14 protein-coding genes are annotated in these 16,404 nt (G+C 62.9%); 3 read left to right on the top strand and 11 right to left on the bottom strand.

All coding sequences use genetic code 11. The annotated features are described in order from the left end of the window. Positions 1-129: 129 nt before the first annotated feature. Positions 130-1,326 carry an acyl-CoA dehydrogenase gene (locus tag NKI10_RS16480; protein ID WP_027049851.1) on the bottom strand — a complete coding sequence of 399 codons (1,197 nt, stop codon included), beginning with the start codon at positions 1,324-1,326 and terminating at the stop codon, positions 130-132. Between the two features lie 106 nt (positions 1,327-1,432). Here NKI10_RS16480 and NKI10_RS16475 point away from each other — a divergent pair, with 106 nt between their 5' ends. After that, positions 1,433-2,344, top strand: a complete 912-nt coding sequence (locus NKI10_RS16475; RefSeq protein WP_352758624.1) for a LysR family transcriptional regulator — start codon at positions 1,433-1,435, stop codon at positions 2,342-2,344. On the opposite strand, the gene NKI10_RS16470 is transcribed toward NKI10_RS16475, so the two are convergent. From NKI10_RS16470 to NKI10_RS16430, 9 genes are all read right to left on the bottom strand, one after another. Further along, positions 2,345-2,539, bottom strand: coding sequence for a hypothetical protein (locus NKI10_RS16470; protein WP_352860963.1), 195 nt, complete (start codon positions 2,537-2,539; stop codon positions 2,345-2,347). Positions 2,540-2,604: 65 nt separating this feature from the next. Then, complete coding sequence (locus NKI10_RS16465) at positions 2,605-4,926, bottom strand: Tex family protein (RefSeq protein WP_352860962.1); 2,322 nt, start codon at positions 4,924-4,926, stop codon at positions 2,605-2,607. Between the two features lie 111 nt (positions 4,927-5,037). Beyond that, on the bottom strand, positions 5,038-6,219 hold the full coding sequence (locus NKI10_RS16460; RefSeq protein ID WP_352860961.1) for a serine hydrolase domain-containing protein: 1,182 nt from the start codon (positions 6,217-6,219) through the stop codon (positions 5,038-5,040). A gap of 33 nt (positions 6,220-6,252) precedes the next feature. Further along, a complete protein-coding gene (locus NKI10_RS16455) occupies positions 6,253-7,449 on the bottom strand; it encodes a serine hydrolase domain-containing protein (RefSeq protein ID WP_352860960.1) in 1,197 nt (398 codons plus the stop codon). 59 nt (positions 7,450-7,508) lie between these two features. After that, positions 7,509-8,543, bottom strand: a complete 1,035-nt coding sequence (locus NKI10_RS16450; protein ID WP_352860959.1) for an ABC transporter substrate-binding protein — start codon at positions 8,541-8,543, stop codon at positions 7,509-7,511. A gap of 23 nt (positions 8,544-8,566) precedes the next feature. Further along, positions 8,567-9,367 carry an ABC transporter permease gene (locus NKI10_RS16445; protein ID WP_352860958.1) on the bottom strand — a complete coding sequence of 267 codons (801 nt, stop codon included), beginning with the start codon at positions 9,365-9,367 and terminating at the stop codon, positions 8,567-8,569. Then, positions 9,360-10,280, bottom strand: a complete 921-nt coding sequence (locus NKI10_RS16440; protein ID WP_352860956.1) for an ABC transporter permease — start codon at positions 10,278-10,280, stop codon at positions 9,360-9,362. The genes NKI10_RS16445 and NKI10_RS16440 overlap by 8 nt, the downstream gene beginning before the upstream one ends. A 2-nt stretch (positions 10,281-10,282) precedes the next feature. Then, positions 10,283-11,383 carry an ABC transporter ATP-binding protein gene (locus NKI10_RS16435; protein ID WP_352860954.1) on the bottom strand — a complete coding sequence of 367 codons (1,101 nt, stop codon included), beginning with the start codon at positions 11,381-11,383 and terminating at the stop codon, positions 10,283-10,285. 157 nt (positions 11,384-11,540) lie between these two features. After that, the gene (locus NKI10_RS16430) at positions 11,541-13,214 is read right to left on the bottom strand and encodes an amidohydrolase (protein WP_352860953.1); all 1,674 of its coding nucleotides are present in this window, start codon (positions 13,212-13,214) and stop codon (positions 11,541-11,543) included. 245 nt (positions 13,215-13,459) lie between these two features. On the opposite strand from NKI10_RS16430, the gene NKI10_RS16425 reads away from it, so the two are divergent. Together NKI10_RS16425 and NKI10_RS16420 are read left to right on the top strand one after the other, a co-directional pair. Continuing rightward, positions 13,460-14,113 carry a TetR/AcrR family transcriptional regulator gene (locus NKI10_RS16425; protein WP_352860952.1) on the top strand — a complete coding sequence of 218 codons (654 nt, stop codon included), beginning with the start codon at positions 13,460-13,462 and terminating at the stop codon, positions 14,111-14,113. Positions 14,114-14,136: 23 nt separating this feature from the next. Further along, positions 14,137-15,168, top strand: a complete 1,032-nt coding sequence (locus NKI10_RS16420; protein WP_352860951.1) for a histone deacetylase family protein — start codon at positions 14,137-14,139, stop codon at positions 15,166-15,168. A gap of 36 nt (positions 15,169-15,204) precedes the next feature. Here NKI10_RS16420 and NKI10_RS16415 read toward each other — a convergent pair whose 3' ends face one another. Next, a complete protein-coding gene (locus NKI10_RS16415) occupies positions 15,205-16,398 on the bottom strand; it encodes a TMEM43 family protein (RefSeq protein WP_352860950.1) in 1,194 nt (397 codons plus the stop codon). Positions 16,399-16,404: the final 6 nt, after the last annotated feature.

The following is a 16,404-nucleotide window of genomic DNA, read 5'->3' as shown; positions in this document are numbered from 1 at the left end:
GATTCAGGTCAGGCCGAATCGAAAATGGCTGATACCGAGAACCGGAGCAGAGCGTACTTTTGGCACGCGAGCACCGGAAGCGCAGGTATCGGCCATTTGCAGGCCGGCCTCACTTGAATTCGGCACAGCTTAGAAAAACGCCTGTATCCCCGTCTGCGCCCGTCCCAAAATCAGCGCATGCACGTCATGCGTGCCTTCATAGGTGTTGACCGTCTCCAAATTCTGCGCATGGCGCATGACGTGGTAGCCGATCTGGATGCCGTTGCCGCCATGCATGTCGCGGGCCTGGCGCGCGATGTCGAGCGCCTTGCCGCAATTGTTGCGCTTGACGATCGAGATCATTTCCGGGGCCATCTTGCCTTCATCCATCAGCCGCCCGACGCGCAGCGAGCCCTGCAGGCCCAGCGCGATCTCGGTCTGCATGTCGGCGAGCTTTTTCTGGAACAGCTGCGTGCCGGCGAGCGGCTTGCCGAACTGCTTGCGGTCGAGTCCATACTGCCGGGCCCGGTGCCAGCAATCCTCGGCGGCGCCCATCGCGCCCCAGGAAATGCCGTAGCGGGCCCGGTTGAGGCAGCCGAATGGGCCGCCGAGGCCCCTGGCGTTGGGCAGCAGCGCGTCTTCGCCAACCTCGACGCCTTCCATCACCACCTCGCCGGTGATCGAGGCCCTAAGGCTGAGCTTGCCGCCGATCTTCGGCGCCGACAGCCCCTTCATGCCCTTCTCCAGCACGAAACCGCGGATTTCGTCCTTGCCGTTGTCGCCCTTCAGCTTCGCCCAGACCACGAACACGTCGGCGATCGGCGCGTTGGATATCCACATTTTCGAGCCGGAAATCTTGTAGCCGTTCGCCGTCTTCTCGGCCCGCGTCTTCATGCCGCCCGGATCGGAACCGGCATCCGGCTCGGTCAGGCCAAAACAGCCGATCCATTCGCCCGAAGCCAGCTTCGGCAGGTATCTCTTGCGCTGCTCTTCCGTGCCATAGGCATGGATGGGGTACATCACCAGCGACGATTGCACCGACATCATCGAGCGGTAGCCGGAATCGACCCGCTCGACCTCGCGCGCCACCAACCCGTAGGTGACGTAATTGGCGCCGAGCCCGCCATATTCCTCAGGGATGGTGATGCCGAGCAGGCCGGCCTCGCCCATCTCGCGAAAGATGCCGGCATCGGTCTTTTCCTCGAGATAGGCCTCCTCGATGCGCGGCGCGAGCTTGTCGGCGGCAAAGGCGGCCGCGCCATCGCGCACCATGCGCTCATCCTCGGAAAGCTGGTTCTCGATCAGGAAGGGGTCTTCCCAAACGAACGCGTTCTTGTCGGCGGCCATGGCTTCGCTCTCTCCCAAAATCTTGAAGTGCTCGGGCTTATCCGCCTTCGCTTCGGAAAAATCAAACAAAATTGCATCACCGATCAATGAGGTTTAGTAATGGATCATGAACGTCCAACGCCGGCTTTTGCCCAGCACCAGCGCCCTTGCCGCCTTCGAGTCCGTGGCCCGCCTTGGCTCCTTCACCGCTGCCGCCCAGGAACTCGATTTGACCCAAGGGGCCGTCAGCCGCCAGATAGCCCTTCTGGAGGAACAGTTCGGCCGCCGGCTGTTCGAGCGCGACAGCCGCAATGTTCGGCTGTCCACGGCGGGCGAAATCTATGCCGAAGCCGTGCGGGCGGCACTCGGGCAATTGCGCGACGCGGCGCTCGGATTGATGAGCAATCGGCATAGCGGCATGCTGAACCTCGCCATACTGCCGACCTTCGGCACGCGCTGGCTGATGCCGCTGATCCCGGATTTCGTCGCAGAAAACCCTGACATCACCATCAACTTTGTCACCCGCATCGGCCGCTTCGACTTCGCCCGCGAGCGGCTCGACGCCGCCATCCATCATGGCCAGCCCGACTGGCCGGACGCCGACTCCACGCTTCTGATGCGCGAGACCGTAATGCCGGTGGTCTCGCCAGACTTCCTTGCCAGCCGCGATATCACCACGGCGGCCGACATCAGCCGCCTGCCGCTGCTGCACATGGCGACGCGTCCCGGGGCCTGGGGCGAATGGTTCGAGGAACAGGGCTTGAGCGCACCGATCGGACCCGGCATGCAGTTCGAGCAATTCGGCACCGTTGCCCAAGCCTGCATGGCGGGGCTTGGCGTCGCGCTCCTGCCGCAAGTTCTTATCGCCGGCGAATTGCAGCGCGGTCAGCTCGTGCCGGCGCCGGGACAGCCGATGCAAAGCCGCAGCGCCTACTACCTCGTCGTCCCGAACGACAAGCGCGGCCACCCGCCCGTCGTCAGCTTTCGCGACTGGCTGCTGGGCCAGGTTGAGAAGGAACCGGCCGTTCTGGCCTGGTAGCTACTTCCGCTTCATCGACTCGGTTTCCGGCTGGAAGCGCAGCGTTTTTGCGACTTGTCGTTCGGCAACTTTCGCATCGAGCTTGCTTTTGATCCGGGCGAAAGCCTGGTCTCCATCGACCGAACTGCCACTCGCCATGCCCTCGTCCCAAAGACGCCCCAACTCTTGGACACTCACTTTCTCGAAACTTGCCATATCGCGCGTATCTCCACACAAGGATGGTAGATAACGCTCTAGCGATTGCAAGGAACCATTCGAGGCTACTTCCGCTTCAAGGCATCGGCCAGTGCTGCGCCAAACGCGCCTTGCTGTGCCGGTCGTTCCGGCTGACGCTGCGGCATCGGCGAAGGTTGCGCCGGCTTGCCGTCGCCATTGTCGCGCGGCCCCTTCGGCGTCCCGCCCTCGCCGCCGTCCTTGCGCATGGACAGCGCGATGCGCTTGCGCTTGATGTCGACATCGACGACCCGCACCTTCACCACGTCGCCGGCCTTCACCACCTCATGCGCGTCCTTGATGAAACGATCGGCCAGTTGCGAGACATGCACCAGCCCGTCCTGGTGCACGCCGATATCGACGAAGGCGCCGAAGGCAGCGACATTGGTGACGGTGCCTTCCAGAAGCATGCCGGGCTTCAGATCCTTGATGTCGTCGATGCCATCGGCAAAGGTTGCGGTCTTGAAGCCGGGGCGCGGGTCGCGGCCGGGCTTTTCCAGCTCGGCAATGATGTCGCGCACCGTCGGCAGGCCGAACCGTTCGTCAACGAAGACGCGCGGATCGAGCGCCTTGAGCGCGGCACTGTCTCCCATCAGCGAGCGCACATCGCGGCCGCAGGCGGCGACGATCTTCTTGGCCACGCCATAGGCTTCCGGATGGACCGACGAGGCGTCGAGCGGCTCGCTGCCATTGGCAATGCGCAGGAAGCCGGCGGATTGTTCGAACGCGCGCGGTCCGAGCCGCGCTACCTTGAGCAGCTCCTTGCGGCTGGCGAACGGCCCGGTCGCATCGCGATGCGCGACGATGGCATCGGCCAGCGATGCGCCAAGGCCTGACACGCGGGCCAAAAGCGGCGCCGAGGCGGTGTTGAGGTCGACGCCGACAGCATTGACCGCGTCCTCGACCACCGCCTCCAGCGAGCGGCCGAGTCGGTACTGGTCGACATCGTGCTGGTACTGGCCGACGCCGATCGATTTCGGCTCGATCTTGACCAGTTCGGCCAGCGGATCCTGCAAGCGCCGCGCGATCGACACCGCACCGCGCAGCGACACGTCGAGCCCGGGAAACTCCGCTGCCGCAGTCGCCGAAGCGGAATAGACCGAGGCGCCGGCTTCGCTGACGATCACCTTGAGCGGCTTCGGGGCTGAACCGGCCGGCATATCGGACAGCATGTCGGCGACCAGCTTCTCGGTCTCGCGGCTGCCGGTGCCATTGCCGATCGAGATCAGCTCGACCTTGTGCTGGCGGATAAGCGCTGCGAGTTCAACCTGCGTACCACGCACATCGTTCCTTGGCGGGAATGGATAGACGGTGGTCGTTGTCAGGACCTTGCCAGTGCCATCGACCACCGCGACCTTGACGCCGGTGCGGATTCCGGGATCGAGCCCCATGGTCGGCCGCGAGCCGGCGGGAGCCGCCAGCAGCAAATCCTTGAGGTTGCGAGCAAAGACGTGGATCGCCTCTTCCTCCGCCCGCTCGCGCAGGTCGCGCATCAGATCGAGCGTCAGGTGCAGCGACAATTTTATCCGCCAGGTCCAGCCGGCGACCTCCATCAGCCAGCGGTCGCCGGGCAGGCTGCCGCCGATGGCATAGGCGTTGGCGATCATCCGCTCGACCGGCTTCACCGGCGAGGTATCATCGGCATCGACTTCGATGTCGAGCGACAGCACCTCTTCGTTGCGGCCGCGCAGCATGGCCAGCGCACGATGGCTCGGCACATTGGCCCAGCGCTCGACATGATCGAAATAGTCGGAGAATTTGGCGCCCGCCTCCTGCTTGCCGTCGACGACACTGGCACGCATGAAGGCGCGCTCCTTCATGTAGCTGCGCAATTTGCCGACCAGATCGGCATTTTCGGCGAATTGCTCCGACAGGATGTCGCGCGCGCCCTCCAGCGCTGCCTTGGTGTCAGCCACTTCCTCGGTCACATAAGCCAGCGCCGCCTCGGCGGGCACCAGCGAGCGGTTGCCAAGGATCGTCTCAGCCAGCGGCCCAAGCCCACGCTCACGGGCGATCTCGGCCTTGGTGCGGCGCTTGGGCTTGTAGGGCAGATAGATATCTTCCAGCTGCGCCTTGGTGATGGCGGCGACGATCTTGGCTTCAAGCTCCTCGGTCAGCTTTCCCTGCTCGCGGATCGAACCGAGGATGGTGTCGCGCCGCGCATCGAGCTCGCGCAGATAGGCCAGCCGCTCGGCAAGGTCGCGCAGTTGCGTGTCGTCGAGTCCGCCGGTGACCTCCTTGCGGTAACGCGCCACGAACGGCACCGTCGCCCCCTCGTCAAGCAGCCCGATGGCTGCCGCCGCCTGTTCCGGCCGCGCGCCGATCTCGGCCGCGATGATTGCTGCGATGCGCTTGTTGTCCGATGCCATGCTGGTCCCTGTCGCAAAGAGCGGCGACCATAGGCGCTGATATCCGTCACGCCAACCGCAGTGTTCTCAAGCGGCAAAGAGGTCCACAGGAAAGCGCCGTGCTTCCGCCGGTCAGACCATACGGCTCAGCGCCTCGAAGAAGGCAACGATCTCGCGTTCGAGCGCATGGTCCTCAGGCACCGGCTGCGACCCCATTTTTGCAATCACAACTTCCGTCTTCGGGTCGACGTAAAGCCACTGGCCATGGATGCCGATGCCGCAATAAGCGCCATTTTCGTGGCCCGTCTGGTACCATTTGTTGCGATACCGGCCCTTCGGGAACAACGACACCATTGTGCCGCGCTGCCAGGCTTCCGCACTGCCACCGGTAACCGTCGTGTCGCGCACCCAAGCCTCAGGCACGATGCGGCGGCCATTGGCCACGCCTCCTTGCCGCATCATCTCGCCGATACGCGCCAGATCGCGCGGCGTCACCGAAATGCCGCCGGCGGTGCGCGCCGTGCCCTCCATGTCGACGCCGATCGAGGCCTCGCTGACGGCGCCGAGCGGCAGCCATAGTTTTTCGCGCATCAGGTCGGGGAAGCGCTGGCCCGAAGCGCGCTCGAGCAGGATGCCGAGCAGGTCGGAATTAGGCGAGCGGTAGCGGAAGGTTTCGCCATGCGGTTCTGCGAGCCGTTGCAAGGTCAGGATGAATTCGCGCAGGCTTTCTGTGCCGCCGCCCGGATTCCACAGCGTGGCGCGGCGGTAGCGGGCAAAGGCGCTTTTCGGGTCGAGATAGGCCTCCTCAAAATCGAGACTGACGCTCATGTCGAGCACATGCCGGCAACTCGCATCGGCATAGGCCGAGCCGACGGCTTCCGGGATGTAGGCCGTCACCGGCGCCTCAGGGTCGAACACGCCCTCACCTTCCAATATGCCGGCGATGATGGCGGTGACCGATTTGCTGATCGAAAAGATGATGTGACGAGCGCCGAAATCCATATTGGGCGCGAACCAGTCGCCGATGATCTTGCCGCCCTTCATCACCGTCAGCGCGTCGCTGCTCGAACGTGTGAGGAATTCGGCCACTGTCTCCGGCGCGCCGGCGACGGAGACGTTTTCGCCGAGCAGGCCGCTCAGGTCCCGCACCGACGCTTCGACGCTTCCCGGCGTCGCCGCCACGGGAGCGGTCGGCACCAGTTCGCCAAGATTCTGGAACGACCACCGGTTGAACGGGCTTTCGCGCCAGTTGGAAAGCAGCACCTCGTTGCGGCGAAAGCCGTAGCGGGTCTCGAACGCGGTCTTGCCGGTCATGAACGTTTCCTCAAAGGGATGATTTGTTGTGGGTCAACCAAGCGCCTTGGCGATGGCGTGCACCGCCTTCAGCGTCGCCACGGAATAGGCGACATTGCTGAAATCCGGATAGGTCGAGAGCTTGACCACGACCATGCCGGTGTCCCAGTCGATATGGATCATTTGCCCGAACACGCCCCGGCACATCAGAGCGCGCGAGCGCGGATTCTCGATCCAGAACTGGTTGCGATAGCTGCCTTCGGGCAGGCTCGGATTGAAATCCGGCCCATGCCTGCCGTTGCGCGTCGCCTCGATCCAGTCGGCCGGCACGATGCCGCGGCCCTTGTCGAGGATCAGCTGGCCGAAGCGGGCGTAGTCGCGCAGCGTTGCGTTGAAGCCGCCATCGGCCAGCGCATAGCCGGTGCTGTCGACGGTGAAGCAGGCGCTCTCATCGGCGCCGAGCTTTTGCCACAGCTCCTCCGACACCAGCTGCGCCAGCCGCTTGCCGGTCACCCGTTCCATGATGAAGGCAAGCACATCGGTCTCGATCGAGCGATACTCGAATTCGGCGCCATGCGGCCGCGCCTTGTCCTTCAGCCGCAGGATCAGTTCGAACAGATGCGACGGCCATTGGAAGTTCGGATCGCTGCCCGGCGGCACCGGCTTCCAGCCGGTGGCGACATCGACCTGGCCGATGTCGGAATAACGGTCGGTATATTCCTCGGAAAAGCGCACGCCTGTGGTCATATCCAGCACATGCTGCACGCTGGCACCGGCCCAGCCGGTCTCGCTGAGTTCCGGCAGATAGTCGGTCACGGGTTTGGCCGGATCGATCAGGCCGCGCCCGACCAGAATACCGAACACCGAGCCGGTTACCGACTTCGCCATCGACTGCGACAAATGCAGCGAGCGCTCGTCCATGCCGTTGAAATAGCGCTCATAGGCGACCTTGCCGCTCTTCAGTACGAGAAAGCCGTCCGCATAGGTCTCGTCGAGCAGACCGGCGAGCGTTGTCGGGCGGCCCTCACTATCCTCCACCGCCAGCCCGTCGAGATCGGTCTCGGCGCGTTCGAGACGGTGGCGATGGCCGTTGCCGCGCCAGACCTCGATGGTCGGCAGGAACTCGCGGATGTGCTGGAACGCCCAGCGATTCCAGGGCGGCCGGTCCCAATCGAGCTTCGGCAGCGCCATCTGCGGCGATGAGCCCTGCATGATCGGTGGCCGCGGATCGCTGTTGCGATAGGAGTCCATGAAAGCCATTCCAAAGGAAAAGCCCGGCGGCCTATGCCGCCGGGCCTGTCAGACTGCCGTTACTTCTGCAGTTCGGTCCAGATCTTGGTGTAGATGTCCTGGATCTCGGGCGCGCACATCTTCTGGAATTCGCCCTGTGCCTTCGCAGCCTCCGGAATGACGACTTCCGGGGCATCCTTCATATCGGCCGGCATGTACTTGTCCGAGCCGGTAATGGCGTTGGCGTAGCGGTGGAAAGCCGAGAGGCCGGCCGCGTTTTCCGGATCCATGATGAAGTTCTGGAACATCTTGGCGTTCTCGACATTTTTGGCTTCCTTGAGAACGACGACGTTATCGCTCCACAGGCCATAGCCTTCCTTCGGATAATTGTAGTGGATGGCCGGATTGGCCAGCCGCTGGCGCAGCGCCGAACCGTTCCAGTCGCTGGTCGCCTTGAAGTCGCCGGCGCCCATCTTTTCGATGGTGTTGTATTCCATGGCGATCCAGTTCGGCTTGGCCGCGACAAGCGTGTCGCGCACCTTCTTCAGCACAGCCTTGTCGTCGGTGCACTGCTGGCCGCCGACATATTTGATCGCCGCGAAGATAACGTCATTCATCTCTGGAACGACATTGGTCTTGCCCTTGAGCTCATCCGGCGTGTTGAAGATGATGCCCCACGAGTCGGCTGGTCCCTTGTAGGCGTCGGTGTTGACGACGACGCCGACGGTGCCCAGCGCCCACGGCACCGAATATTTGCGGCCGGGATCGAAGTCTGGATTGGCCCATTCCGGTGCCACGTTCTTGAAGTTCTCCATCTTGCCCGGATCGGTCTCCTGGACGAGGCCCTCCTTGATCCAGATCGGGACGTAGGTTTGCGACGGAACGGCAATGTCGAAGCCGGTGCCACCCTGGCGTACCTTGGCGAGCGCCGTATCGTTGGAATCGTAATCGGTGATGGTCACCTTGACGTTGTATTTGGCTTCGAACTTCTTGATCACGTCGGGGCTGGTGTAGTTGCCCCAATTGTAGATGTTCAGCTCGCCATCGGCGCGGGCCAGGCTCGTCGTTGCGAGCAGCGCCAACCCCATGGCGGCCGTCGTTGTCTTCCAGTTCATGGTTTTAGCTCCCATTTGTCGGTTCAGTCTCTTTTCCTGCTGACGAAGAAAAACAACGTGACGATCGCGACCGAAAGCAGCAGGAAGGCGGTCGATATCGCGTTGATCTCAGGCGTGATGCCGCGGCGGATCTGGCCGAGCATGTAGGTGGGCAGCGTGTCCTGGCCACCGGATTTGACGAACTCGGTGATGACGACGTCGTCGAGCGAAATGACGAAGGCAAGCATCAGTCCGGCCAGTATGCCGGGCCACAAAAGCGGCAGTGTGATGCGCCGAAAAGTCTTCCACGGCGTCGCATAGAGATCGGCTGCGGCGCGCTCCAGCGTCAGGTCCATGTTTTCCAGCCGCGCCCGGATCGGCAGATAGGCAAACGGGATGCAGAACGCCGTGTGCGCGGCGATCAGATAGCCAATGCCGGAATAGCCGGTGAAGATCTTGATACGCGAGAAGAAGATCAGCAGCGCCACGCCGGTGACGATCTCGGGCACCATCAGCGGCTGGTTGATCGCCGCGTATTTGAAGGTGAGGCCCGGATAGGGTGCCGTGCGCGTAGTGGCGAGCGCGGCCATGGTGGCAAAGATGGTCGACAGCACCGCCGCGATGGCGCCGATCTGGAACGAGCGCAGCGTTGCGTCGATCACCTGCACATTCTGCCACGCCGACTGGAACCAGCGCATCGAAAAGCCGCCCCATTCGGACGTCGAGTTCGCCGCGTTGAAGGCGTAGGCGACCAGCACGATGATGGGCAGATAGAGCACGATGAAACAGGTCGCGGCGATCGCCGTGAAGCCGGTCTGGTGCTTGATGGAAAAGTTGCTAGCCATGCCGCACCCCCGACTTGCCGGCATTGCGCACATAGGCAAGCAGCGCCGCCATGACGATGATCATGACCGTGATCGACAGCGCAGAGCCGAGCGGCCAGTTGCGGCCCTGCCCGAACTGCAATTCGATCAGGTTGGACAGCATCATGTTCTTGCCGCCGCCAAGCACGCTCGGGGTCACATAGGCGCCGAGCGCCGGAATGAAGACCAGGATGGAGCCGGCAATGACGCCGGGTTTGACCAGCGGAAAGATGATCTTGCGCAGCACCTTGAAGCGTGTCGCGTAGAGATCGTAGCCCGCCTCGACCAGCCGGAAATCGAGCTTCTCCATGCTGGCATAGATCGGCAGCACCATCAGCGGCAGATAGACATAGGCCATGCCGATCAGGATCGCCGTGTCGGTGTAGAGAATCTGCACCGGCGCCGAAACGATCCGGAGCTTGAGCAGGATGGTGTTGATGATGCCTTCGTTGCGGATGATCTGCAGCACTGCGAAGGTGCGGATCAGAAGGTTGGTCCAGAACGGAATGGTGATCAGGAACAGCCAGAGATCCCTGGTCTTCTCACTGCGCGTCGCCATGAAATAGGCGGTGGGAAACCCGAGCGCCAAAGTGGCGATTGTCGTCACCACCGCAAGCTTGATCGAGCGCCAGAAAATGGTGACATGCGCCGCCGCAAGCGAAAGCGTATCGTCGAAAATGTCGCGTTCCATGAACACCGACAGCCAGGCATCGGGCGAAAATTGCCACTTCACATCGCCATAGGAGCCGGGCGTCAGGAACGAGTAGATCAGCACGATCAGCAAGGGGCCGGTCGCGGCGAGGAAAATCACCAGCAAAGCTGGCGCTGACAGCAGCCAGCGGTCGCGCACATCGCGCCGCTCCGCTGCCTTGGCGACTTCTTCCGCGGTCGCCATGATCAGTCCTTCAGCACTTGCGCGGCGTCGTTGCCGATCATGATGCCGACTTGGCCGCCCTGCACGATGCCGTCGCCTGCGCCGCGGCTGTTCTGGCGCCGCACGATGAACGGCTCGCCACCGCCAAGGCGCAGATGGAAGTGCGTGTCGGTGCCGAGATAGACGATATTCTCGACGGTGCCGGACAGCGAAGCGCTGGGGCTGGCAGCCCCCAACTGCGCATGCTCGGGACGCACGACAATGGTGACCTTGCCGCTGGGGCTAAAACCTTCCGGCAGCGAGGCCGGGATTTCCGTGCCAGATGAAAGCTTGACGGTCGCGCGGCCACTAGTCACGCCGACCACATCCGCCTTGAGGAAGTTCGACTCGCCGATGAAATCGGCGACGAAGCGTTCGGCCGGCCGGTCATAGATGTCGCGCGGCGAGCCGACCTGCAGGATCTTGCCGGACGACATCACCGCGATGCGGTCCGACATGGTCAGCGCTTCTTCCTGGTCGTGGGTGACGAAGATGAAGGTGATGCCGGTCTCGTGCTGCAGCCGCTTCAATTCGATCTGCATTTCCTTGCGCAGCTTGTAGTCGAGCGCCGAGAGCGGTTCGTCGAGCAACAGCACCTTGGGCTGTGGCGCCAGCGCGCGGGCGAGCGCCACGCGTTGCTGCTGGCCACCTGAGATCTGGCTGGTGCGGCGACCCGCCAGCGCCTCCATCTTCACCAGCTTCAGCATCTCGGCGACGCGCGCCTTGATCTCGGCCTTCGGCTTGCCCAGCATTTCCAGGCCAAAGCCGATATTGTCGGCGACGGTCATGTGCGGGAACAGCGCGTAGGACTGGAAGACGGTGTTGACCGGCCGCTTGAACGGCGGCAGCGGCGCAATGTCCTGGCCGTAGAGCAGGATTTCTCCCGCGGTTGGAAAGTCGAAGCCGGCAATCAGCCGCAGCAACGTGGTCTTGCCGCAGCCGGATGGTCCCAGCAGCGTGAAGAACTCGTTCTCGCGGATGGATACCGAGACCGTGTCGAGGGCAGCGACCTGCCCTTCTCCTGATCCGAAAATTTTGCTGACGTTTACGACTTCAATTGCATTCCGATCCGGTTTGTCCGGCACGATACGCCTCACTGTTGACCCCGCTCTTTTCGGCGGAGTTTTTCCCCTGTTCGATGTGACCACACGGCCGGTAGGTTGGCAAGTCCGGCATTGAATCACAGTTCAGTCAGTCAAGTCCGTCTTGCAAGCTGCAACCTTTGCAAGCCGTATGCCATTGTCAGGCCTGGTAGGTGACCTTGCCACCGCAGACCGTCGTCACCGGGCGCACTTTGTGCAGATCGGCCGGCGCCGTCTTCTCGATATCAGCCGACAAGACAACCATATCCGCCATGTAGCCGGGTTTCAGCACGCCTTTGCGATGTTCGGCAAATTCGGCATAGGCGCCCTCGACCGTGTAGGCGACAAGCGCTTCCTGCAGCGAGAAACTCTGGCCCGGATCGCCTTCTGCCCATGGTTTGCGCAACAATGCCGCCTGAATGCTCAGGATCGGGTCGATCGGCGCCACCGGCCAGTCCGAGGCGAACACGACATGGGCGCCGGCTTCCTTCAAGGTACGCCAGGCATAGCTCAGCGGCCAGCGGTCCCGCCCGATGCGCGACACTGTCGGCTCCAGCGGGAAATCCATGGCGCCGGGCGGATGCGACGGCTGCATCGACGCGATGACGCCGAGTTCGGCGAAACGCGGCACGTCGGTGGCGGTGGTGACCTCGATGTGCTCAACCCTGTGCCGGCTGTCGCGCTTGCCATTGTCCTTCTGCGCCGCCTGGTAGCCGTCGAGCACCGCGCGCACCGCGCCATCGCCGATCGAGTGCACGGCGATCTGCAGCCCGCGTTTGTCGATGGCCACGGCGAGATCGATGAATTGCTGCGGCGTAAACAGCGGCTCGCCGACCCAGTCGGGACGATCCGCATAAGGCTCGACCATAACGGCGGTCCAGGAATCGAGCACGCCGTCGTAAAACACCTTGACCATGCCCGATGACAGCCACTCGCTGTCGTAGCGCTTGGCCATGACGGAGGCCTTCTCCAGCATGTCGAGCGTCATGAAATTCTTGTAGTGGAACGGGATCTTGACGCGGCAGGGCAGGCCCTCCTCGGCCTCGATCTCGGAAAGCAGTTCGAGCTGGTAGAGATTGCCATCCATGTTCTGGATCGAGGTGATGCCGTGGCGCGCGCACCAGGCAAGCCCGCGTCGCATGATGTCGCGGTCGGCGGCGCGCTCGGCGGTCGACGGCATCGGATCGGGCTCGCCGCCGGTGGACAGCCCTAGCCGCACCCGGCTTTCGCCGGCAAGGTCGAGCACTGGGCCGAAGGCTTCGCCCTCGCGCAGTTCGCCGGCGGCCAGGCCGTCCTCGCCCATGACGATCTCATTGCCCGGACCGAGCGTGCGTCCCTGCAGAATGCCGGCCAATTCCAACGCCTTGGTGTTGGCCCACATCGTGTGGTGGTCAGGCGCGGCCATGCAGAAGGGGCGGCCCGGCAGGATGGCGTCGAGATGGTGACGCGTCACCCGCTCGTCGCCGAGCACGGTATAGTCGACGCCCTGCCCGACCAGCATTTTCGCCTCGGGCCGTGTCGACGCATAATCGCGGATAGCACTTTGCAGCGCCTCGAAGCCGTGGATACCGCCAAGTTGAAGATGCGCGAGCTCGGCCCCTCCCGAAAACAGATGCATGTGGGCTTCAATGAAGCCCGGGATCACCGAACCGCCCTTGGCGTCGATCACCGTGGTGGCTGGCCCTTTGAGCTCTTCGATGGCGGCGCGGCTGCCAATGGCGATGATGGCGCCGTCCTTGACGGCAACGGCATCGGCGGCGGGATTGTCATCGTCCATGGTCTGCACGCGACCATTGATGACGATCAGATCAGCACCCGCACCCGTGACAGACATCGCGACTCCGCGCTTTTGACGACTGACTGAGACCGACAATCCTCTTGTCCGACAAGCTGCCACTCCGCTGGAGCGGCGCTATCGAACGAAAGAGATGCCGGTGCGCTGTTTTGAAATTCCCCTTGTGATCTCTGAAAACAGCGTGGATAAAAGAATGCGACTAATTATTCGCGTTTGTCAACGTACCGAATTTCGAATGTATTGTGGACAACGTTGAGACCGGGTGGGAACAAGGACGTCGAGCCGTGAAGCGCAGTCTCAGCCGCGAAACCAGGATGGCGCTCGAACCGCGCAAGCAGCCGCGGCAGGAACGGTCGAGCAAGGTGGTCGACCGGATACTCGACGCGGCGCTGACCCTGACGCGTGAGCAAGGGACCAAGACGCCGACGACGCTCGCCATTGCGCAGCGCGCTGGCCTGTCGGTCGGTTCGGTCTACCAGTACTTCCCCAACAAGGAAGCCATTCTTCTCGACCTCGCCCGGCGCTGGCTGTCGTCGTTTCCCGAGGTGATCGCAAGGCGCATCAAGGTGACCCCGCCCACCAACCGCGACGAGTTTCGCCAGGAAGTGCGCAAGCTCTTCATCGATACCTCCAGAATATATCTCGAAAACGCCACCCTGATGCCGGTGATCGAGGCTATCTCAGGCAATGCCGATCTCAGACCGATCCAGGACGAATATGACGAGCAGATCATCGCGCTCTACGCCGCATGGCTGCAGCATGTGAACCCGGCCCTTGAAGACAAGATCGCCAGCCGGCTCGGCGTGCTGATGATGGATGTCGGGCACGCCTGCCGGCTCGTAGGGTTGAAGCGGGATCGCAAGACCTACGACCTCATCGAGGACGATGTGGAAAGAATGTGGCTCGCTCTGGTGACCCCCTACCTCAACCTTGACTGATTTCGCACTTCGAGAGGAAATTCATGAAGACTGTCTATTCGCCGCTTCACGCCGGCCATTCCGGCCAGATGGAACTGGTCACATCAGCCATCGTGCCGGGTTTCGAAAAGCCGTCGCGGGCCGAGTTCATCAAGGCGCGGGTCGAGAGCGAGAAGCTCGGGCCGATCATCGGACCGGTCGAACATGATCTCAGCGCGGCCAAGCGCATCCACAAATCAGACTATATCGACTTCCTGCCGACCGTCTGGCCTCGCTGGACGGCTGAAGGCCATGTTGGCACGGCCATGCCCTTCACCTGGCCGACGCGAGGGTTGCGCGGCGACGTGCCGCCGAAGCGCGTCGATGCCCTGCTCGGCTATTATTCCTTCGATGCCGGCGCCACCTTCGTCGAAGGCACCTGGACCGCGATCAAATCGTCCTACGATGTGGCGCTGACGGCGGCCGCCCTGGTCAAGGGCGGCGAGCGGTCGGCCTTCGCACTCTGCCGCCCACCCGGCCATCACGCCGGCGCTGGCTTCATGGGCGGCTACTGCTACATCAACAATGCTGCAGTCGCCGCGCAGTGGTTCCTCGACCAGGGCGCAAAACGCGTCTCGATCCTTGACGTCGACTACCACCACGGCAACGGCACGCAGGAGATCTTCTATGAATGCGCCGACGTGCAGGTTCTCAATCTGCATGGCGACCCGATGGTCGAATACCCGTTCTTCCTCGGCCACGCCGATGAGCGCGGCGCCGGCGCCGGCGAAGGCTTCAACGTCAATTATCCCATGCCCTTCGGCACCAACTGGGACGCCTGGAACGCCTCACTGGAGGATGCCTGCGTCAAGCTCGCCGCCTACGCGCCCGATATCGTCATCGTCTCGCTCGGCGTCGACACCTTCGAGAAGGATCCGATCAGCCAGTTCAAGCTGAAAAGCCCGGACTATCCGAAGATCGGCCATCGCATCGCCAAGCTCGGCCTGCCGACGCTGTTTGTCATGGAAGGCGGTTATGCCGTCGAGGAGATCGGCATCAACGCCGTCGGCGTGCTCACCGGTTTCGAGGATCGGTAGGGCTTACGGGGCGGCTCTGGCCGCCCCGAGTTCCAACTAGACGGCTGCGCCCGCGGTCGGCGCGACTACCGGGACGGCCGGCTTTCGCGACCGGCCGATCCTATAGACAATCACCGCCGCGATCACGCCCGCCGCAAGGATCCCGACCGCCAGCACTGGCCGGTACCAGAACCATGCGATGGCGATCGTCGTCGCCCCTACCAGGATCGCCAGCACGAAGGCGATGATGCCGGCGCCCATCCGCGCCATGCTGCCGAGGAAGGGTATGACGTCGAGGATCACCCCGATCGGGCTGAGGAACAGCGCAAAGCCGATGGTCAGCAGCAGCAGGCCGGCGCCGCGCAGCAGCCAGGTGATCAGTGTGTTGGCGCTGACCGCGTCGGCGAACATCTTTTCGGCCGGCACGTTGCCGGTATCGACCATCAGCAACGCATCGCCCGCTTGCGTCTGGTATGGCTCGAAACGGCTGCCCGCCTGGCGCGCGACGATGCTGACCACGCCAAGCGGCGCCAGGTCGTAGCCGATGCGATAGTCGCCCAAAGCGGGCGTCGTATTGTCGTTGCCGAGATAGATCTTGCCATCGACGATGCTGAGCGGTTTCGTCCCGGAATAGGCGGCCTTTATCGCCGCCGACTGATCGGCCGACAGCGAATACTCCTTGTCGCCTTCGATGCGGTCCAGCACCGGCTTATCCAGATCGAAGGCGACGAGCTTGCCCTCAGGAATCTGGAAGGTCCGGCCGTGGATCGCCATCGACGGATTCTGATGGCCGTCCGGCTTCTTGAAATCGGACGAGTCGATCTGGCTGTCGTCCCACACTCTGGAATAGCTGTAGGTCGTCACCGTCTCTTCACCGCCGCCGAGCTTTTTCGTCGTCTCCGACTTGGACTCTTCCTTCCACTGGTACATTTCGACGCTGCGCGATAGCCGCAGCCCTTGCGCCGCAATGCCGAAATCCGGATCCGACAGGCCGCTATCGGCCGTCACCGGTCCGCTGACATGGACCAGCTTGCCGTTATTGGCTGCATCGACGCTGTCGGCACTGAGCGAAACGACCGCGCCCGACCCTTCGGCCAGCGAGCGTGCCGTTTGCACGGCGCGGCCCTCGTTCCAGAACAGCCCGATCACCATCAGCACGATCAGGACAAGGCCGAAGATGACCCCGCCGACCGCGCGCTTGATCCGCCCGAACCACGAGACGGATGTGACTTCCCTAAATGTATCGCTCATCGTTTC

Source organism: Mesorhizobium sp. M0802, from assembly GCF_040320115.1.
GTDB lineage: Bacteria > Pseudomonadota > Alphaproteobacteria > Rhizobiales > Rhizobiaceae > Mesorhizobium.
Note: the sequence above shows the minus strand (reverse complement) of the source record. Positions and strands in the feature narration are given on the sequence as shown.